15 protein-coding genes are annotated in these 16,013 nt (G+C 70.6%); 2 read left to right on the forward strand and 13 right to left on the reverse strand.

Annotated features, from left to right (window positions below; all coding sequences use genetic code 11):
• Positions 1-49: 49 nt before the first annotated feature.
• The 3 genes from Adu01nite_RS33200 to Adu01nite_RS33210 all read right to left on the reverse strand — a co-directional run bounded on the left by Adu01nite_RS33200 (position 50) and on the right by Adu01nite_RS33210 (position 3,211).
• Positions 50-838: a class I SAM-dependent methyltransferase gene (locus Adu01nite_RS33200; protein WP_203732919.1), complete on the reverse strand. Its 789-nt coding sequence runs from the start codon at positions 836-838 to the stop codon at positions 50-52.
• A gap of 100 nt (positions 839-938) precedes the next feature.
• A complete protein-coding gene (locus Adu01nite_RS33205) occupies positions 939-1,895 on the reverse strand; it encodes a D-alanine--D-alanine ligase family protein (protein WP_239132877.1) in 957 nt (318 codons plus the stop codon).
• Positions 1,896-1,903: 8 nt separating this feature from the next.
• The gene (locus Adu01nite_RS33210) at positions 1,904-3,211 is read right to left on the reverse strand and encodes an aminotransferase-like domain-containing protein (protein WP_203732923.1); all 1,308 of its coding nucleotides are present in this window, start codon (positions 3,209-3,211) and stop codon (positions 1,904-1,906) included.
• A gap of 215 nt (positions 3,212-3,426) precedes the next feature.
• Here Adu01nite_RS33210 and Adu01nite_RS33215 point away from each other — a divergent pair, with 215 nt between their 5' ends.
• The gene (locus Adu01nite_RS33215; RefSeq protein ID WP_203732925.1) at positions 3,427-4,095 is read left to right on the forward strand and encodes a GNAT family N-acetyltransferase; all 669 of its coding nucleotides are present in this window, start codon (positions 3,427-3,429) and stop codon (positions 4,093-4,095) included.
• Here Adu01nite_RS33215 and Adu01nite_RS33220 read toward each other — a convergent pair whose 3' ends face one another.
• The 8 genes from Adu01nite_RS33220 to Adu01nite_RS33255 all read right to left on the reverse strand — a co-directional run bounded on the left by Adu01nite_RS33220 (position 4,096) and on the right by Adu01nite_RS33255 (position 12,846).
• On the reverse strand, positions 4,096-5,241 hold the full coding sequence (locus tag Adu01nite_RS33220; RefSeq protein ID WP_203732927.1) for an N-acetylmuramoyl-L-alanine amidase: 1,146 nt from the start codon (positions 5,239-5,241) through the stop codon (positions 4,096-4,098).
• A gap of 138 nt (positions 5,242-5,379) precedes the next feature.
• Complete coding sequence (trxA, locus tag Adu01nite_RS33225; RefSeq protein ID WP_203732929.1) at positions 5,380-5,703, reverse strand: thioredoxin; 324 nt, start codon at positions 5,701-5,703, stop codon at positions 5,380-5,382.
• A 10-nt stretch (positions 5,704-5,713) separates the two neighbouring features.
• Positions 5,714-6,673: a thioredoxin-disulfide reductase gene (gene trxB, locus Adu01nite_RS33230; RefSeq protein ID WP_203732931.1), complete on the reverse strand. Its 960-nt coding sequence runs from the start codon at positions 6,671-6,673 to the stop codon at positions 5,714-5,716.
• Between the two features lie 122 nt (positions 6,674-6,795).
• On the reverse strand, positions 6,796-7,740 hold the full coding sequence (locus Adu01nite_RS33235; protein WP_203732934.1) for an RsmA family anti-sigma factor: 945 nt from the start codon (positions 7,738-7,740) through the stop codon (positions 6,796-6,798).
• A complete protein-coding gene (gene sigM / locus Adu01nite_RS33240; RefSeq protein ID WP_203732936.1) occupies positions 7,737-8,390 on the reverse strand; it encodes an RNA polymerase sigma factor SigM in 654 nt (217 codons plus the stop codon). Before sigM ends, Adu01nite_RS33235 begins: the two co-directional genes overlap by 4 nt.
• A 34-nt stretch (positions 8,391-8,424) precedes the next feature.
• Entirely contained in the window at positions 8,425-9,954 is a 1,530-nt protein-coding gene (locus tag Adu01nite_RS33245; RefSeq protein WP_239132878.1) for a protein kinase family protein, read from the reverse strand.
• A 203-nt stretch (positions 9,955-10,157) separates the two neighbouring features.
• Positions 10,158-11,906, reverse strand: a complete 1,749-nt coding sequence (murJ, locus tag Adu01nite_RS33250) for a murein biosynthesis integral membrane protein MurJ (RefSeq protein ID WP_203732938.1) — start codon at positions 11,904-11,906, stop codon at positions 10,158-10,160.
• A gap of 49 nt (positions 11,907-11,955) precedes the next feature.
• Entirely contained in the window at positions 11,956-12,846 is an 891-nt protein-coding gene (locus Adu01nite_RS33255) for a hypothetical protein (protein WP_203732939.1), read from the reverse strand.
• 49 nt (positions 12,847-12,895) lie between these two features.
• On the opposite strand from Adu01nite_RS33255, the gene Adu01nite_RS33260 reads away from it, so the two are divergent.
• Positions 12,896-14,326 carry a CCA tRNA nucleotidyltransferase gene (locus Adu01nite_RS33260; protein WP_203732941.1) on the forward strand — a complete coding sequence of 477 codons (1,431 nt, stop codon included), beginning with the start codon at positions 12,896-12,898 and terminating at the stop codon, positions 14,324-14,326.
• A 15-nt stretch (positions 14,327-14,341) separates the two neighbouring features.
• Here the strand turns inward: Adu01nite_RS33260 and Adu01nite_RS33265 are convergent, their stop codons facing one another.
• A complete protein-coding gene (locus tag Adu01nite_RS33265) occupies positions 14,342-15,433 on the reverse strand; it encodes a TolB family protein (protein ID WP_203733345.1) in 1,092 nt (363 codons plus the stop codon).
• The gene (locus Adu01nite_RS33270) at positions 15,430-15,939 is read right to left on the reverse strand and encodes a SigE family RNA polymerase sigma factor (RefSeq protein ID WP_203732943.1); all 510 of its coding nucleotides are present in this window, start codon (positions 15,937-15,939) and stop codon (positions 15,430-15,432) included. The genes Adu01nite_RS33265 and Adu01nite_RS33270 overlap by 4 nt, the downstream gene beginning before the upstream one ends.
• Positions 15,940-16,013 lie beyond the last annotated feature (74 nt).

The following is a 16,013-nucleotide window of genomic DNA, read 5'->3' on the forward strand; positions in this document are numbered from 1 at the left end:
GGCTGAACGGCGCGACGACGACCGGCGGTGCTGTCGCGCCGAAGAGCGGTCAGTGGACCGGGGTTTGGGCTACGGCCAAGAAATGGGCGCTTGCGTTGATCAGGTGCGGGTCCTGCTCGGTCAAGCGGGCTCCGCGGATGGCCGCCTCGACCAGGCCGTCGAACGCGGCCATGCCGGCGGTGTCCAGCGCCGCCCACGTCGGGCCCTCGACGCCGTAGACGATCACGTCGTTGACGCCGGCCGTGCGGACCTCGGCCACCAACTCGTCGGCGGTGTGGAAGTGGGACGGCAGGAAACCGACGTGACCGTCGTAGGAGCCGGTCGTCATCACCGCCCGCAGCGAAGGCTCCGCGTCGGCGGTCAGGTTGCCGTCGCTGCCCATCTCCAGCAAGGTCAGGTAGCGGCTGATGCCGGCCGCCACCAGCAGGCCGCCGGGGCGCAGCACGCGGACCGCCTCGGCCAAGGATCGTGCGCGGTCGGCGGACTCGGTCAGGTGGTAGAGCGGGCCCAGCAACATCACCACGTCGGCGGTCCGGTCGGGGGCGTCCAGAGCGCGGGCGTCGCCCAGCTGCGCGGTGACGCCGGGCAACTGGGCGGAGGCTTCCACGTGGGCCGGCACCGGGTCGATCACCTGGACGTCGTGGCCGTCGGCGGCCAGCCATGCGGCGTGCACCCCGGTGGCGCCGCCCACGTCGAGGATGCGCAGCGGCGCGGCGGGCAGGTGGCGTCGGATCAGCTCCTGGGTGCGCAGGAACTCCAGCCGGCCGTGCGGGGAGCGGTGCAGCCTCGTGTCCTCGATGAGGTCGGTGCCGTAGTGCTCGATCAGATCGCCGGTCATCGTGTCCCCTCGATCAGACGCTGGGGCAGGGCAGCCGCGGGCAGTCGCCGCTGCGGTTATCGGTCCTGGCCTGCGGATCACATGGGAGGGAGGCGAGGACCTAAGCCCGTGCCACCGCTCGGGTGACCAGCGTCGCCAGGATGTTGCCCAGGTCGAGGCCGGCTGCTTGGACCGCCAGCGGCAGCAGCGAGGTCTCGGTCATGCCGGGTGAGACGTTGATGCCCAGCACCTGGGGGGATCCGTCGTCGGCGACGATCAGGTCGACCCGGGACAGGTCGCGCAGGCCGAGGGCCTTGTGCGCGGCCAGGGCCGTCTCGGCGACGCGCGCCGCCACCTCCGCGTCGAGGCGGGCGGGAGCGTGCCAGGTGGTCAGGCCGGCCGTGTAGCGGGCCGCGTAGTCGTAGACGCCGTCGCGGGGGACGATCTCCACGATCGGCAGCGCCTCGGGGCCGTTGCCCAGGTCGACTATGGAGACTGCCACATCCTTGCCGGGGACGAACTTCTCGACCAGGGCGGTGGAGTCGTAGGCGAAGCAGCCGACCATCGCCGGCGGGAGGTCGGTGTCTTCCCGGACCACCGCGGCACCGAGGCCGGAGCCACCCTGGGCGGGCTTGACCATCAGCGGCAGGCCGAGGCGGTCGACGATGCGGTCGAGGACCGCCACCGCGCCGAGCTCGGAGAAGCGGTCGTGCGGCAGGGCCACCCAGTCGGGGGTGGGGATGCCGGCCTCGCGGAGCATCGACTTCGCCGACGGCTTGTCCCACGCCAGGCGGGAAGCTCGCGCGTCGCAGCCGACGTAGGGGATGCCGCACAGGTCGAGGACGCCGCGCAGCGAGCCGTCCTCGCCGGTGGCGCCGTGCAGGGCGATGACGACCGCGTCGGGCGGATCCTCCTGCAGGGTCGGCAGCAGGGAGACGTCGGCGTCGCGCATCTCGGCGTGCACGCCGACGGCTTTCAACGCGTCGAGGACGCGGCGGCCGGAGCGCAGGGACACGTCCCGCTCATAGGAGAGGCCACCGGCCAGAACCATTACTCGCACATCGTCACCACTAGCCATGGGAAGGATCATGCCAAGTCGGGGCCGGGCGCGTCGGCGGCGGCATTGCCGCGTCGGCGGTGGTGGGCCTGGCCGGCGGCACCGAAGACGGCGCGCATCGCCAACTCCTGCTCCATGACCCCGGCCAGGCGGCGGACGCCCTCGCGGAGACGCTCGGGGCTGGAGAACGAGAAGTTGAGGCGCATGTTGCCGGTGCCGGTGCCATCGGCGTAGAAGCCGGTGCCGGGAACGTAGGCCACCCGGGCGGCGATGGCGCGCGGCATCATCGCTTTCGAGTCGAGGCCCTCGGGCAGGGTGGCCCAGACGAACAGGCCGCCGGTCGGGTGGGTCCAGGTGGTGCCGGCGGGCATCAGGTCGTGCAGGGCCGACAGGAGGGCGTCGCGGCGCTCCCGGTAGATCTCGCGATACGACTTGACCTGCTCGCGCCACGGCATGGTGGTCAGGTATTGCGTTACCGCGGCCTGGGCGAAGGCGCTCGGGCAGAGCACGTTGGCCTCGCTCATCATGACCAGCTTTTCCCGGACGGCGTGCGGCGCGAGGATCCAGCCGACGCGCAGGCCGGGGGCGAAGGTCTTGGAGAACGTGCTCACGTAGAAGACGCCCTCGCGGCGGCGGGCCCGCAGCGGGAGCGGGGCGTCGCCCTCGAAGGACAACAGGCCGTACGGATCGTCCTCCACCACCAGCAGGCCGGCCCGTTCGCAGATGTCGAGAACCTGCTCGCGGCGTTCCTCCGAGAGGGTGACACCGGCCGGATTTTGGAAGGTCGGGATCGTGTAGAGGAACTTGGCGCGCCGGCCGGAGCGGGCGATCGCGGCGATCGCCTCCTCGAGGGCCGCCGGGATCATGCCGTCGTCGTCCATCGGCACGTGGTGGACCTGGGCCTGGGCGGCCTGGAAGACACCGAGAGCGCCGACGTAGCTGGGACCCTCGGCGAGGACCACGTCGCCCGGGTCGAGGAAGAGCCGGGCCAGGAGGTCGAGTGCCTGCTGGCCGCCGACGGTGACCACCACGTCGTCGGGGGAGGCGCCGTGGATGCCGGAGAGCGCCATCACCTCGCAGATGCGTTCGCGCAGGTCGACGTTGCCCTGGCCGATGCTGTATTGCAAACTGACCGCGCCGTGCTCGGAGCCGAGGCGGCCGAGCATCTCGCCGACCGCGTCGAGCGGGAGGGCGGCGATGTAGGGCGCGCCACCGGCCAGCGACACGACCTCGGGACGACTTGCGACGGCGAAGAGAGCTCGGATCTCCGAGGTGGTCATGCCGCGCACGCGACGTGCGTAGACGTCGGTGTAGTCGTCCTGGGTTGTGCCGGTCATGCGGCTCTCACCTCACCCAAAGCAAAGTCGGAAGTAGGTCGATCGTAGTCGGGGAGGTCGAAGGGGGCCTCAAGTTATCCACAGGGTGGATGGTGGGGGATGCCCGACCTGGGTCCGTTCATGGATTTTGCGGCGTAGGATCCTCCGCGGGGCACGGGCTAGGCACGAGGACAGGACCGTCGCCCGGGACTGGTCGCCTGCCGTGGGGGGATTCCGTGTCGCGTCGCCTGGTCAACCTCACGCTGGACACCCTCGAAGATCTTCCGAGGCCGTGCCGGCAGTGTGTTTTCTGGGAGCTCGACCCGGTCTCCGCAGAGCGCGCATGTGCCTCCGGCGACCCCGGCCTCGAGAAGGAGGCCTGGGTGTCGCAGACCCTGCTGGAGTGGGGATCCTGCGGCAAGCTGGCGTACGTCGACGGCATGCCGGCGGGCTTCGTGATGTATGCGCCGCCCGCCTACGTGCCCCGCTCGATGGCCTTCCCCACGTCCCCGGTGAGCGCCGACGCGGCGCTCCTGATGACCGCGCACGTGGTGGCCGCGTTCGCCGGCGGCGGCCTCGGCCGGATGCTGGTGCAGGGCGTGGCCCGCGATCTGACCAAGCGTGGCGTGAAGGCGATCGAGGCGTTCGGCGACGCGAAGTTCGGCGAGGCCGACGAGGAGCAGAAGACCGGCTGTGTCGCGCCGGTCGACTTCTTCCTCTCGGTCGGCTTCAAGACGGTCCGCCCGCATCCCCGCTTCCCGCGGATGCGGCTCGAGTTGCGCACGGCGCTGTCGTGGAAGTCCGACGTCGAGTACGCGCTGGAGAAGCTCCTCGGCTCGATGAGCCCGGAGACGTTGCTGCGGCCGGTCCGCCCGGCCGCCGCAACGCGCAGCGTGGAGAACTGATCAGGCCTTGTTGGCCAGTGCCACCCGCAGCTGGCGCACGTCGATCGAGCCGGTGGGCACGTCGATCTCGACCGGGTAATACATTCGCTGCACGGCGGCCAGGATCGCCTCGACGATCTGCTCGCGGAACAGCGGGTTGATCAGCCGGTCGCGGTCGGTCGGCGAGGTCAGGTAGCCCAGGTCGACCCGCACGGCCGGCATCTTGGTCAGGCGCAGCAGCTCCCACGTCTTGGCGTGGATGCGGCAGTCCCGCATGCCGGTGCGCACCACGATCTCGCGCTGCACCAGGTTGGCCAGCCGCTCACCGACCGTCGAGCTCAGGCCGCTGCCGGTGCCGTAGTGGTAGGTCGCGACACCGTGCGCCGCCTCGTTCTCGTGGCCGTCGAGGTGCAGCGAGATCAGCAGATCGGCGCCGAGGCTGTTGGCCAGGCCGGCGCGCTCGGCGCCGGACAGCGGGGCGGCCGGCTGCGGACCGCGGGTCAGGTGCACCCGCATGCCGGCCGCGGCGAGCCGGCCCTCCAGCCGGGAGGCCAGGTCGAACACCAGGTCGGCTTCGGTCCAGCGCAGCGGGCCGTCGGGCACCACGACGCCGAGGTCCGCGCCGCCGTGGCCCGGGTCGATCACGATGGTCTTGCCCATCAGGTTGGTGCCGGCCTGCCGGAAGGCCTCGCTCTCGCGAAGCCACTGCGGGCGGCCGCCGACGACCTTGCGGCCGAGCCGGCCCAGTGCCTTCATGGTCTGCGGGCCGCACGAGCCGTCCGGGCTGAGCCCCACCTCGCGCTGGAACTGGGCGACCGCGCGAGCGGTGCGCGGGCCGTAGATCGAGTCGGCGCGACCGGCGTCATACCCCATCTCCAGCATCCGCTCCTGCAGCGTTCGCACGTCCTCGCCGACCAGCGCGTTGGGCACCGAGTGGAACAGCGTGCGGGCACCGAGCCGCCAGCGGGCCGCGTCGAGCGCGCCCCACGTCTCGTCGCCGACCAGGCCGTCGATGCCGATGCCGCGGCTCTGCTGGAAGGCGCGCACCGCCGTATCCATATCTTCGTCGAAGACGTCGGACGCGGTATCGAGGAGTTCCAGTCCGACCAGGATGGATCGGATCTCGGCAACGGCGGGGCCGTTGTCTCCACGTCGGATGGAACGCACGCGCAACTCCCTGAAGAGGAAAGGCAGAACGACTTCGGAGCGTACTCTGCGGCTGCCGCCCGCACCCGTCGGCGAATCCCGCGCGGGGGACGGCAACGCCCCGCACCCTCAGGGATGCGGGGCGTTACGACGACGGGCTCAGAGAGCCGATTCGATGAAGTTGACGAGGGCACTCTTGGGCTTGGCACCGGTCACCGAGTTGACCGGCTCGCCGCCCTTGAAGATGGTCAGCGTGGGCACCGACATCACCCGGTAGGCGCGCGTGGTCTCCGGGTTCTCGTCGATGTTGACGCTGACGATCTGGACCTGGTCGCCCATTTCCTTGGCGATCTCGTTGAGCAGCGGGTCGACCTTCTTGCAGGGCATGCACCAGTCCGCCCAGAAATCCACCAACACCGGCTTGTCGGACTGCAGCACGTCGCTCACGAATGAGGCGTCGGTGACCGCCTTGCCTGCTCCCACTGGGACCCTCCTACAGCTCTACGAATGAGGCGATGAAACGCTCGGCGTCGAGCGCCGCGGCACAACCGGTGCCGGAGGCCGTGATGGCCTGACGATAGGTGTGGTCGACGAGGTCGCCGGCCGCGAACACGCCGGGCACGTTGGTGCGAGTCGACGGCGAGTCGACCTTGACGTAGCCCTCGTCGTCCAGCTCGACCTGGCCCTTGAAGAGCTCGCTGCGCGGGTCGTGCCCGATCGCCACGAACACGCCGGTCACGTCGAGGACCTTGGTCTCGCCGGTCTTCAGGTTTTTCACCCGGGCGCCGACGACCTTGCCGTCGTCGCCGAGGATCTCCTCGACCGCGGAGTCCCACTCGACCTTGATCTTCTCGTTGCTCAGCGCGCGCACCTGCATGACCTTGCTGGCCCGGAACGAGTCGCGCCGGTGCACGATGGTGACCGACTCGGCGAAGCGGGTGAGGAAGGTCGCCTCCTCCATCGCCGAGTCGCCGCCGCCCACCACGATGATGTGCTGGTTGCGGAAGAAGAAGCCGTCACAGGTCGCACACGACGAGACGCCGTGGCCGAGCAGCTCCTGCTCGCCGGGGATGCCGATCGGCCGCCAGGCCGAACCGGTGGCGAGGATCACGGCCCGCGCGAAGTATTCCTTGTCGCCGACCCAGACCGTCTTGAGGCCCTCGGTGCCGGCCTCGGTGGGCTTGTCGCCCAGCTCGACGCGGGTCACGTCGTCGGTGATGAACTCGGCGCCGAACTTCTCGGCCTGCGCACGCATGTTGTCCATCAGCTCGGGACCCATGATCCCGTCCCGGTGACCGGGGAAGTTTTCCACCTCGGTGGTGGTCATCAGCGCGCCACCGGACTGCACGCCCTCGATCACCAGGGGCTTGAGATTGGCCCGGGCCGCGTACAGCGCCGCGGTGTAGCCGGACGGCCCCGAACCGATGATGATCAGATTGCGGACCTCGTCCACTGCCGACTCCTGTCGTCTGTATTCGCCGGGTGGTCTCGGCGACACTGCACGCTGAAACGCCATGCTAGGCACAAGGCATTCCCGCCCGCGCGGGTCGTGGCCGACCTCACCGGGGGTGTCGCTCAGCGTACCGGTGACTTGCCCAGGGTGTCCGCGTCGCCGCCGGTGCCGCACTTCGAACCGGACGCCCACGCCCAGCTGCCGTTCTCGGCGCTGAACCGGACCACGACCGCCGGGGAGCCGTTGAACCGGGCGAAGTCCACCGACTGGGCGTAAATGGCGCCGCCGGAGTTTTCCGCGGCGATCGCGTCGAGGCACTCCTGCAGCGCGGTCGGCTCCCGCAGACGGCTCAACACGTCCCGCTCGGCGACCGAGCTTCCGCCGCTGTCCAGACCGGGAGCGGCCAGGGGCGAATTCTGCGACTCCAGGGCGCCGGACGCCGAATATGACCCCGGCGGAGCGACGACCAGGTTGTCGGCGGAGTAGTCGGTGCCGGAGGAGAGCAGCTGCGGGCCGGCGGGCATCGCGGCGGCGTCCTTCTGGGTCCTGGCCTCGCCGGCGGCGCTGCTCGTGGCGCTGTCGTTCGACGACTCGCGGCCGGCCAGGTAGTCGAGGCCGAAGCCGACGAAGGCGATCACGCCGGCGGCGATGGCGATCGGGGTGGCCCAGCGCAATCTCCGCGACGGGCCGGCCTTGCTGCCGCGCTTCCGCTCGGTTTGCTTTTCTTGCGGTACGCCGTGGCCAGGGTCATCGCGGACCAGGGTCAGGTGGGGCGCCGGGGGTGCGGCCGGCTCGGCGGAGATCGGGGTCGGTGCGGCGATCGAGGAGGCCAGCGCCGCATCCAGCCGGGCGATGACGTCGGCGGGCATCGGCTCCGGCTCGAAGCGGCCCAGCTCGGCGCTCACCGCGGCCATCCCGCCGCTCAGCGACTCGTAGGCGGCCTGCCAGGCGGGGTCATCGGCGATCAGGGTGGCCACGACGGACTCGTCCGGCGTGCCGGACAGAGCACCGCCGATGTAGTCCGCCAGCAGGTCGATGTCGACCTCGCGGAACTCGGCCCCGGTCACCTCTGCTCCCTCCGCTCGTTCGCCTGTGGTCCGGATGGGACGGTCTGCGCCGCATTCCGGTTCCCGTGACTCTGGTCTCCCCCGGTGCGCAGGTGGCCCAGGGCCAGCGCCATCCGGGCCCGGCCGCGCGCGCAGCGGCTCTTGATCGTGCCCTCGGCCACCCCGAGGATCTCGGCCGCCTCGGCGACCGGGTAGCCCTGCACGTCGACCAGGACGATCGCGGCGCGCTGCTCGGCCGGCAGGTCGGCCAGCGCCTGCCGCACCACCAGGGCGGTGTCGTGGTCCTCGGCGGGTGCGGCCGGCTCGGGCCCGGTGGGCCGGTCGTCGTCGGCGCGGTTGCCGTCGGGCAGCGGCACGGTCGGGTGGGCCTGGCGGCGGCGGATCCGGTCGAGGCAGGCGTTGACCACGATGCGGTGCAGCCAGGTCGTGACGGCCGAGTCGCCGCGGAACTTGGCGGCGTTGCGATGCGCGTTGAGCAGCGCGTCCTGGACCGCGTCGGCGGCTTCCTCGCGGTCGCCGACGGTGCGCATCGCGACCGCCCAGAGCCGGTCGCGATGCCGCCGGACGATCTCGCCGAACGCCTCCGTGTCACCCTCGAGATGGGCGCGCAGGAGGTCGGCGTCGCTCAGCGCACCGTCCCCGGAACTCATCCGAGCAATCTATCCGGGCCAACCCAGGCAGGGCCTAGTAGCCCCACACCGAGATCTCATTGACGCTGACCTGAAAGCGGTCGCCGTTGTCGGCCTGCGGCAGCTCGGTGATCCACACCAGCACGTATTGGTACTTGGTGTTGGCGTCGAAGACGTTGAAGATCCGGTTGGTGCCGTCGCCCTTGCTGTCCGCGTCGGGCTCGCCGAGCTTCTTGAAGGTGGTCGCGACCTTGCCGTCGCCGGTGCTGTCGTTACCCGGGTCGGCGGCGCCGGTGCGGATCTCCATGCCGACGCCGGGCGACGAGGTCTCGACCCGGATGTCGGCCAGGTTGCGCGGGGTGCCCAGGTTGATCAGCACGCCCATGCCCGGCTTGAGGTTGCCGAACTTCGCCGTGTTGAACCGGTGCGTCTCCCACGCGGTGTCCGGGTTGCCGTCGATCACGTTCTTCGCCTCGTCGGCGTCGCTGCGGTCACCCGGCGGCGGGTCGACGATGCGCACCATGTCGGCAGTGAGCTTGATCTGCTGCGGCGTCGGGGCCGGGGCCTCGGAGTCGCCGGACGTGTTGTTGCCTGCGTTCGCCTCGGTGGTCGAGGTCGTCGCCGGGCTGCCCGAGCTGGTGATCGCGCGGATGCCGAAGACCAGACCGATCAGCGCGATGACGGCCAGTGCGCCGACCCCGATGATGATCTTCTTGTTGTTCCGCGCCGGCTCGGCGGTGGCGTTGCCCTGGGTGAACCGCAGCGGGCCGACGTCTTCGTAGTCGTCGTCGGCGGCGTCCAGCCGGGCCAGCTCGGCGGTGAGCGCGTCGGCCTCGGGGGCCTGCACCCGCTTGTCGAGCAGGTCCATCGTCAGGTCGTCGAGGTAGGCGGGGACGCCGGCCCGGATCTGCCGCGGCGCGGCCGGGTTGCCGGCTCCGTCGCGGTTGGCGTCGGGCAGCTTGGAGCGACCCACCTCGGTGTGCGGCCAGTGCGCGGTCAGCGCGAAGTAGATGAGGCCACCGACCGCACGCATGTCGTCCTCGGCGTTGTCGGCCGAGTCGGCGCGCGCGTCGGCCAGCACCACCCGGCCGTCGTCGCCGATCAGGGTCGTGCCGGGGTGCACGTTGCCGTGGATCATGCCGGTCGCGTGCACGGCGGCCAGCGCGTCGGCGATGGCGTGTGCGATCGCGGTGGCCCGGGCCGGGTCGAGCGGACCCTCCTCGGCGACCAGCTCACGCAGCGACTCGCCGTCGACCCACTCGCGCACCACGTAGGCGCGGGCGCCCTCGTCGATCGCGTCGTAGACGCCGACCAGGTTGGGGTGGATCACTCGGCTCGCATCGACGGCGGCCTGCAGCATCTCGGTGGCCGAATCACCACCGGGGTAACGCAGCACCACCGCCACCGGGCGGCGCAGCACCACATCGACGCCGCGCCAGACCTGACGGCCCGCGCTGTCGTCGTTGACGTGCTCCTCGAGCTGGTAGCGCTCGGCCAGGATCTCACCGACGGTGGGTGCACCGAAGGTCATGACCGGCCCGTCCGCATCGGCCGCGGTCTCGTGGCCTTCGCCGACCTGGGTCACCCGTCCTCCCTCGGTGCTCCGCGCGCGGTTGCCCGCGCTGGTGCATATGGCAGTGCTGTAACAGGGACGTGCGAGGAGCACATGCCGACACCGACCATACCCGCCCCTGGCCACCTCGTGGCAGGTCGTCCCCCCGGCGCGGCAGCGCGACCCGACCGGCCGACCGGCTGCCCGAAATGTCGTAAAGGGCGAAAATCCCCTGGTCAGCGGCCCAGCTTGCGGCGGACCATGCCCACCACGTCGCTGACTTCGCGAACTCGCAACACCGTGGCGGCGATCAGATAGGCCACCAGGATCACCGCGCCACCCGCCAGTAGCTGCAGGAATGCCTCGCCGCGGCCGTCCGGCGCGCCCGCGCCGGGCATCAGCCGGACGACGAGCAGACCGAGCGCCGCCGCGATCGCGGCCGACACCAGGACCTTGACCAGGGACGCCGCGACCGAGCCGAGATTGAGCCGGCCGATCTTGCGGCGCAGCACGGCAAGCGAGATCAACGCCGAGACAACGTACGAGATGGCGTTGCCGGCGGTCATGCCCGCGGCCGAGAGCGACTTGTCGAGGATTGCGGCGAGTGCGAAGTATGCCGTGATGCGCACGGCGACCACCGGCAGGTTGATCAGCGCGGCGGTCTTGTTGCCCTGCAGTGAATAGAAGGCGTACGTGCAGAGGTAGCTGATCGACAGGGGCAGGACCGCGAACGCGGCCACGACCAGCACGTCGCCGGTGGCCAGGGCGTCCGAGTTGGTGAACTTGCCGCCCTGGAAGAGCATCACCGCGATCGGGGCGCTCAGCACGCCGTAGATCACCGCGATCGGGGCCAGCGCCGCTGAGGTAAGCCGGATGCCGCGGCTCAGGTCCGCGCTCACCTCGGCGTACCGGCCGTCGGCGGCGGCCGCGCTCATCTTCGGCAGCAGCGCGGTCATCACCGACACGCCGACGATGCCGTGCGCCATCATGGTCAGCAGGAAGACGTTGTTGAAGGCCAGCGTGCTGGCGCTGCCCTCGCCGGCCACCGAGTTGAGGATTCGGACCACGACGAAGACCGCGATCTGGTTGGCCGCGACGTAGCAGAGCATCCAGCCGGCCAGCCGGCCGATCTCGCCGAGGCCCAGCGACCGCGGGTCCCAGCGCCACTTCCAGCTGAACCCGACCTTGCGCAGCGCCGGCAGCAGACCGAGCGCCTGCACCACCATGCCGAGCAGGGTGCCCAGGCCCATCAGCAGGATCGCGCCGCCGCTGATGTTGTCCACCGACAGGTCGTCGCTGGAGAAGAACAGGATGAACACCCCGCAGGTCGCGATGACCACGAAGTTGTTCAGGATCGGCGCCCACATCGGCGCGGCGAAGTGGCCGCGCACGTTGAGCACCGCGCCGATCAGCGCGGACAGGCCGGTGAAGAAGATGATCGGCAGGATCAGGAACGCGAAGTGGGTGACCAGGCTCCGGTAGGCCGGCGGGGTGTCGCTGCCGGACTGGATCCAGGTGATCAGCGGCGCCGCGATCACCATCAGGACGGTCGCGATGCCGAGCGACACGATCGCGAAGGTCAGCAGCTTCCGGGTGAAATCGAGTCCTTCGTCCGGGTCGGCCTTGCGCCGGCGGACCAGCAGCGGGACCAGCACGCTGGACAGGATGCCGCCGAGCAGCAGCTCGTAGATCTGGCCGGGGAGGAACTGGGCGCTGGTGTACGCGTCGCCGACGCCCGATCCCAGGGCCATCCCGATCAGGGCGTTCCGGGCGAAGCCGATCACCCGGCTGACCAGGCTGCCGATCGCCATGACCGCGCTGTTGCCGGCCGTGCTGGTGTCCCCCTCGGGCACCGGCTCCGGGGCGATGGCCTGCTCATACCCCGAGATCGCGGTGTCCACCGAGATCAGGGTGACGCCCTCTTCGGTCTGCGGGGGCTCTCCGTCCGGCGCGGAATGCGCGCTGCGGTACAGGCCGCCGTTCACCCGAGCCTCCCGACTTGTCCCGACAATGCAGTCACCATAAAGGGGTGCGTCACGCCCGGCGCCGCAGGAGGGTGCCCGGCTCGGCGCCGGCCAGCGTCTCCACCATCCAGTACGCCTCTACCGGCACCAGCGGCTCACTCAGCGCGTCGAGCACGGTCGGATGATCGCAGCCGGCCTCGGTCAACGCACCCAGCAGGGCGGGAATGGGTGCGAGGTCACCGGAGTCCAGGATGCGGCGGGCCAGCGGGCGGGTCTCCGCATACCAGGAACTGCGCGGCAGGTCGGCCAGGAGCAGTGCTGATCGGCGTACCAAATCAGTTAGGTCTTCTCGGGGGAAGCGCGCCCCGGACCGGACCTCGAGCAGCCGATCGGCCGGACGCAGCAGCTCCGTGATCGTCTCGTCGTCGAGGACCTGCGGCGAAGCCGCGGGGAGAGACGGCCACCAGTCGTCGCTCGCGAAGAGCGGCAGCGGCGCCTGCTCGGGCCCGCTGGGCACGACGGCCGGAACGTCCCGGCGCAGCGAGCGGTACGCGGCCGTGCGGATCGCCGCGATCGTGGCCTCGTCGTCGTCCGGCATCGGCGGCGCGAACGGCGCCAGCAGGGCCACCACCAGGCCCGGATGCGGCAGCGTCGGATCTTCCAGGGCGATCACCCGGGCACACAGATCGAGCTCCCACCAGCGCAAAGCGGCCGGGTAGGGACCCTCGGCCGGAGCCCGGCCCAGCTGCACCGGCTCGGAGTGGGCCGGGATGCGCAGGCCGAGCGTGCGCTCGCCGGTGGCCAGATCGAGATCGAGGACGAGCGCGTAGCCACCGGTCACCGGGAAAGAGGTGCGGAGCTCGAGAGCGGCTAGATCGGCGGGGATGGCGGCGTCGCTTGTCCAGAACCCGGGGGTGTCGGCAAGGCGGAGCAGCGCCTCGGAAACGGGCACGTTGTCCATCCTGCCCGCTGACGTCCGGCCCTGCCACGTTCTATACGCTGGTCATCCCATGTCTCTCTTGAATGCCGCCCAGCAGAAGGCGGTCGCCGAGCTGCTCCGGGTCTCCCCGCTGGCGGATGAACTGGGGCGCCGCTTCGGCGCCGCCGGTCACGAGCTGCACCTTGTCGGCGGGTCGGTGCGGGACGCGCTGCTCGGCCGGCTGGGCGACGATCTCGACTTCTGCACCGACGCCACGCCCGAACAGACCCTGGTCCTGGTGCAGGGATGGGCCGACGCGATCTGGGAGACCGGGCGCGAGTTCGGCACGATCGGCATTCAGAAGAATGGCCTGCGGCTGGAGATCACCACATTCCGGGCGGAGGCCTACGACGGGGTCACCCGTAACCCGATCGTGCGATACGGGAAGTCGCTGCTCGAAGACCTCGAACGGCGTGACTTCACCATCAATGCGATGGCGGTGTCGCTGCCGGGGCACGATTTCACCGATCCGTACGGCGGGCTGGCCGACCTGGCGGCGAAGCTGATCCGCACGCCGGCCACCCCGGCGCAGTCGTTCGGCGATGATCCACTTCGGATGCTGCGGGCCGCGCGGTTCGCGGCGAAGTTGCGCTTCACTGTGGACGACGCCGTCATTTCCGCCATGACTGATATGTCGGCTGATCTCGACCGGATCACCGCGGAACGGATCCGGGACGAGTTCACCAAGCTGATGTGCGGTGCCGACCCGATCGCCGGGCTGCGGCTGCTCGTCGACACCGGCCTCGCCGACCGCTTCCTGCCCGAGATCTCCGGGCTCAAGCTGGAGATCGACGAACACGCCCAGCACAAGGACGTCTACGAGCACACCCTGATCGTGGTCACCAACGCGATCCGGCTCGAGGGCGACGAGGGCCCCGACTTCGTGCTGCGGATGGCCGCGCTCATGCACGACGTCGGCAAGCCGGCCACCAAGGCCGTCGGCCGGGACGGCCGGGTCAGCTTCCACCACCACGAGATCGTCGGCGCCCGCCTCACCAAGCAGCGCATGAAGGCCATGAAATACCCCAAGGACATCACCACCGAGGTGGTCGAGCTGGTCGGCCTGCACCTGCGCTTTTATGGGTACGGGCGGGGAGAGTGGACCGATTCGGCGGTGCGGCGGTATGTCACCGATGCCGGACCGCTGCTCGCCCGGCTGCACAAACTCACCCGTTCCGACGTCACCACCCGGAACCGGCGCAAAGCGGCCAATCTCGCCGCAGACTACGACGCGCTCGAGGATCGGATCTCCCGCCTGCAGGCCGAGGAGGACCTCGCACGGGTCCGGCCCGACCTCGACGGCAACGCGATCATGGAGCTGCTCGGGGTGCCGCCGGGGCCGATCGTCGGGCAGGCGTGGCGCTATCTGAAGGAGATGCGGCTCGATCGCGGGCCGCTCGACCGCGACGAGGCCGAGGCCGAGCTGTACAAGTGGGCCCGCGACCAGGGCCACATCTCCTAGCGTTTTTGAGAGGCGCTAGCTCGTACCCAAGCTGATCTCTCGGTTTTTGAAGTCGGCGGGCAGGGTCTGGGCCTCCAGCGCCTTCCCGTTCCGGTCGTAGAGCGTGGCCTTGCCCTCGGAGAGGGACAGGATGCGGCCGTCCGGGAGGAAGTGCGGCGTGCCGGGGATCTGGCCGAGGATCCGGCCGGTGCCGACGTCGGCGATCCGGATCGGCTTCGAGTGGGCGGCCGGGTCGTAGGTCAGCACCAACCGGCCATCGGCGGACCACGCGTCCGGGCCGATCGGCGCGCCGGCGACCGGCACCGTGCGCGTCGGCTTTCCGGTGGACACCGAGAAGACCGCGATGTCCTTGACCGGATCGCGCTTGGCCTCGTCGTGCGCCACGCCCGGGTCACGGCGGGCGATGGCCACCTCCCGCTCGCCGGGCAGCCAGGTGAAGAAGCACTCGTCCGGGCAGGCGAAGTCGCCGATCGGGTGGTCGGTGATCTTCCCGGTGGCGGCGTCCATGATCGAGAAGCCGGTCAAGCCGGTCAGCAGGATCTTCGTGCCGTCGCTGGACCACTGGGGGCCCATCGGCGAGAGGTCCATCCAGATCCCGCGGCCACCCACCGCGTCGACCACGCCGCTGCCGCCCTCGCCGTTCAGAGCGAGGGCGTGGCCGCCGCGCGGCGAGCCGTACACCGTGTAGTAGGCGGAGGGCAGCACCACGTAGTGGCCGGTGGCCGGGTCGAGCAGCACGTTGCCGTCCTGCACCGTCTTGCGCACCGGCGCGTCGACCAGGCCGACGTCGACCTTGCTGAGCGCGGTCACCACCGCCCCGCCGGGCAGGCGATACGGGCTGGTCCACCACTGCCCGGGGATCGCCGACACGGTCGGTACCGGTGGGCTCGGGGCGACCGGGGCCGGCGGGGCGGCCCGGTGCACCACGGCGTACGGCGTGATCGTGGCCGCCACCAGCGCGGCTGCCCCGGTCACCAGGGCCACTCGGCGGCGTCGCCGCAGCCGGCGGCCGCGCTGCCGGGCGACGTCGGCCAGGCCGTAGGTGCGCGGGGCGTCGTCGGCGAGCTCGCGGACGGCATCGCGCAGCGTGTCCTCGATGTGGTTCATCGGGTTCCTCCCATCGACCACGTGTGTTCGTCCGAGCCGACCGTCTCGCGCAGCTTCGCCAGCGCGCGCGAGGTCTGGCTGGCCACGGTTCCCGGCCGGCAGCCGAGAGCTTCGGCGGTCTCCTCGACCGACAGGTCCTCGAGATAGCGGAGAACCAGCACGGCACGCTGCCGCGCCGGTAGGGAAAGAAGTGCTTCGCGTACGGCGATCCGTTCCGCGACATCCAGGTCGTGGCCCGGGCGCTCGGGGACCTCGGCGGCGAGCACCTCCGGACGGCGCGACGCCCGGCGCCAGACCGAGACCCGGTCGTTGTAGATCACCCGCCGGACGTACGCCTCGGCGTCGCCGTGAATGCGCGGCCATTTCGCGTACGCCTTGGCCAGCGCACCCTGCACCAGGTCCTCGGCCCGTCCACGATCCCCGGTCAGGGCATGGGCGATGCGCAGCAGCGCCTGCCCGCGTTCCGCGACGAACGCGGTGAACTCCGTCTCCAACGACTGATCCACCCGTCACCTCCGCCCGGATAGACGCCGATCGAGCGGAAAGGCTTGCACGCCGGCGGAAAGTTTGTCTTGTCGTA

Origin of the sequence: Paractinoplanes durhamensis (genome assembly GCF_016862175.1) — a bacterium.
Lineage (GTDB): Bacteria > Actinomycetota > Actinomycetes > Mycobacteriales > Micromonosporaceae > Actinoplanes > Actinoplanes durhamensis.

Bases quoted from the DNA above. Each gene is read 5' to 3' on its own strand.
- Adu01nite_RS33200 (WP_203732919.1), bottom strand. From the start codon at position 838: ATGACCGGCGATCTGATCGAGCACTACGGCACCGACCTCATCGAGGAC.
- Adu01nite_RS33205 (WP_239132877.1), bottom strand. From the start codon at position 1,895: ATGGCTAGTGGTGACGATGTGCGAGTAATGGTTCTGGCCGGTGGCCTC.
- Adu01nite_RS33210 (WP_203732923.1), bottom strand. From the start codon at position 3,211: ATGACCGGCACAACCCAGGACGACTACACCGACGTCTACGCACGTCGC.
- sigM (WP_203732936.1), bottom strand. From the start codon at position 8,390: ATGAGTTCCGGGGACGGTGCGCTGAGCGACGCCGACCTCCTGCGCGCC.
- Adu01nite_RS33255 (WP_203732939.1), bottom strand. From the start codon at position 12,846: ATGGACAACGTGCCCGTTTCCGAGGCGCTGCTCCGCCTTGCCGACACC.
- Adu01nite_RS33260 (WP_203732941.1), top strand. From the start codon at position 12,896: ATGTCTCTCTTGAATGCCGCCCAGCAGAAGGCGGTCGCCGAGCTGCTC.
- Adu01nite_RS33265 (WP_203733345.1), bottom strand. From the start codon at position 15,433: ATGAACCACATCGAGGACACGCTGCGCGATGCCGTCCGCGAGCTCGCC.